The sequence below is a fragment of the Rhodococcus sp. P3_B8 genome (assembly GCF_056402775.1).
This window is the reverse complement of record NZ_JBFUGT010000523.1, coordinates 1-2,776: the sequence shown is the minus strand read 5'-3', so window position 1 is coordinate 2,776 and position 2,776 is coordinate 1. Positions and strand designations below refer to the sequence as shown.

General features: G+C 62.8%; 3 protein-coding genes. 1 reads left to right on the top strand and 2 read right to left on the bottom strand.

Translation table 11 applies throughout. The features are described from left to right. Positions 1-211: 211 nt before the first annotated feature. The gene (locus tag AC1D1G_RS43995; protein ID WP_477956797.1) at positions 212-1,186 is read right to left on the bottom strand and encodes a serine hydrolase domain-containing protein; all 975 of its coding nucleotides are present in this window, start codon (positions 1,184-1,186) and stop codon (positions 212-214) included. A gap of 559 nt (positions 1,187-1,745) precedes the next feature. Between AC1D1G_RS43995 and AC1D1G_RS43990 the strand changes: the two genes are divergently transcribed. Continuing rightward, positions 1,746-2,291: a TetR/AcrR family transcriptional regulator gene (locus tag AC1D1G_RS43990; protein ID WP_477956796.1), complete on the top strand. Its 546-nt coding sequence runs from the start codon at positions 1,746-1,748 to the stop codon at positions 2,289-2,291. Positions 2,292-2,427: 136 nt separating this feature from the next. Here AC1D1G_RS43990 and AC1D1G_RS43985 read toward each other — a convergent pair. Further along, the coding region (locus AC1D1G_RS43985) for an NAD(P)H-dependent flavin oxidoreductase (RefSeq protein ID WP_477956795.1) at positions 2,428-2,776 on the bottom strand (349 nt) is incomplete at its 5' end.

The following is a 2,776-nucleotide window of genomic DNA, read 5'->3' as shown; positions in this document are numbered from 1 at the left end:
ACATTCTGCGCCGCAGCGGTTGTGGGCCCGGCCCCGTGGTTTGTCGACTGATTGGCGTCGACGTCGGGCCGGGGTCGGGCAGGCAACGCGTTGAGGCCATTGTCGGTTGTTTCCCTCGCCGTTCACCGCAACAACGCTGGCCTCGCGGCGAGGGATGGTTGCCATGACCTCCGCAGTCGCCGGATCGACGACGTCCATGCGGGCCTGATCGTCAGTTCCGTAGGCGACTTGTGATGGATTGGAGGAAGGCGACTGTCTCACTCTCGCGATTGGTGGATTCGCTGTCGGTAGTTCCGTAGGCACGGTTGGCGGACAGCTTGACGATGACGGCATTCGTCGACGGGTCGACATACACGAACTGGTTGTACACGCCGATGGCGCTGAACTCGCCACGGTTGCCGGCGGGAATCCACCACTGGTAGCCGTAGCCGAGGTCAAATCGGTGGGTCCCGACGATCGGCTGTCCGGGCTGCAGATGCGTGCCGCTCAGGACCACGGAATTGCGTACCCACTCCTCCGGGACAATCTGCTTGCCTTGCCACGTGCCGCCGTTGCGGTACAGCTCGCCGAGCTTTGCGAAGTCCCGGGCAGTCATGTTCAGGCCCGCGAAAGCGACCTCCATGCCGGCCGAGTCGACCAACCAGTGCCCAGGTGAGGTCATGCCGAGCGGTTCGTACAGCTTTTCCTGCATGTAATCGGTGATCGAGCGGTTCGTCGCCCGCACCAGCAGGGAACCCAGTACCTGAGTGTCGCCGGAGTTGTAGCGGCAGATCGTGCCTGGCTCGTTCTCGCGGACGACGCCGGCGACGAACTCGTCGAGGGTGCCTATGCCGCCCATGGCAGCGTTGAGGCGAAACACGTCCGACTCAGGGTCGTGGTAATCCTCGTTCCAGCGCGCACCGGACGACATCTGTAGGACCGCTTTGATCGGGACGCCGTCGTACGCAGAGCCCGGGTCAACGGGTACGTAGGCGCTGATGGAGTCGTCGATGTTCTTGATGTGGCCCTCGGCGACGGCAATACCGACCAGTGTCGAGATGAAACTCTTCGCGACTGACATGGAGATCCACGGAACATCAGGTCCACCGGTGAGTGCGTAGCGCTCGTGACGGACGACTCCCTCGACAAGTACCAGCAGCGCCGCAGTGTCGGTCTCGACGAAAAAGTCCTCGAACGACTTAGACATGCCCCCGAACTCATACGTTTCCGGCAGTGCAATCGTGTCACCGGCCGGCCATTCGTACGGTGTCGACGATGGTGTCAATTCGCTAGCGGGGAGAACACTCGCCAGCCGACAGAAGTTGTCGTGCTGGGGTGCCCCGGTGAACAAACCCAGCCCAGCGAGCTTGGCGATTAGTTGGTCGGTCATGGTCGTCCTTAGGTAGGGGTTGCCGGGACGGCAGGGGGCCGCTTGCCCGGATCTGTTCCCGCGGAAGCGGGACCACACAGTCGGCACTGTTGGCGGAAAGTAATCCCATATAGGCGGTTCGGGGTGGGTGCTGGCACCGTCGAGAGCAGCCACCTGTCATGGAGCGCAGATGCCGGGCGCCGCGGAGGTGTTTCCGGCCGAACGGGGCGTCGGGCAAATTCGTTCATCTGCTGTATACTGAAATTTAGCAGTACCAAGTGGTTAGCACAACCATTTGGTACTCATAATTTTGATTCTCCGGTGAGGTTAGGATTCGGTGATGAACGCAGAGCGTGTGGACGGTCGTACCCTTCGCTACCAGCACCGACGCCCGGAGTTGCTGGCGGCGGCAACGGAGTACGTTCTCGATCACGGCTTCGGGGATGTGTCCTTGCGTCCGATCGCGCATGCGCTCGGTGTGACGCACGCGACTTTGCTGCGGCACTTCTCGTCGAAGGATGAGTTGCTGCTGCAGGTGCTGGAGAAGATTCATGCCGATTTCCAGGAACGACTGAGAACCGATGCCGAACTGCGCGCCGCGGATTCGACAGCGGCTTTCGTTCGCATCGTGTGGCGCCGGTTGTGCGAGCCGCGCGAGCAACGCCAGTTCGTATTGCTGTTCGAGCTTGTCGGGCGCACAGCGCGGGACCCCGACCGTGGGGGGCGGCTCGTGCAGTCGATCATCAACGACTGGCTCCTGCCCGTCGAAGAGCGGTTGGGACAAGAAGGGTGGCCGCCCGACGAAGCCTCGACAATGTCGACGCTCGTCTTGGCRCAAGTGCGTGGTCTGCAGCTGGATCTCATCATGACCAGGGACCGCAACCGGGTCGATCGGGCCTTCGAATCTACTGTCGATCTGGTGGCCCGTCCAAGAGTCCGGTGACCGACACGCACGTCGTTTCCCCTGTTTCGGCAAAGGGTAACGACCTGCGCCGTACGGGTGCGGTCTCCGATTCCGATGGGCGAGATCGACTCTGGCCCGGCATGGCCGAGCTGGAGTCGATCTCGACTGGAGGACCCTAGGCCTGCTGTAGTAGTTGATCTTTCGCGGCCGCGTACTCGCGGGTGAGGCGTTCGACGATCTCCGCGGCCGGGACGACGGCGTCGACGGCGCCGATGCCCTGTCCGGCGCCCCAGATGTCGCGCCAGGGCTTGGCTTCCGTCTTCGCGGCGGTGTCCGCGTCCTCGCCGACACCGAAGTTCATGGCGGACGGGTCCGACACGGCGAGGTTGTTCGGGTCGAGTCCGGCGGCCTCGATGCTGCCGCGCAGGTAGTTGCCGTGCACCCCGGTGAACAGGTTGGAGTAGACGATGTCGGATGCGGTGGAGTCGACGATCATCTGCTTGTAGCCCTGGTCTGCGTTGGCC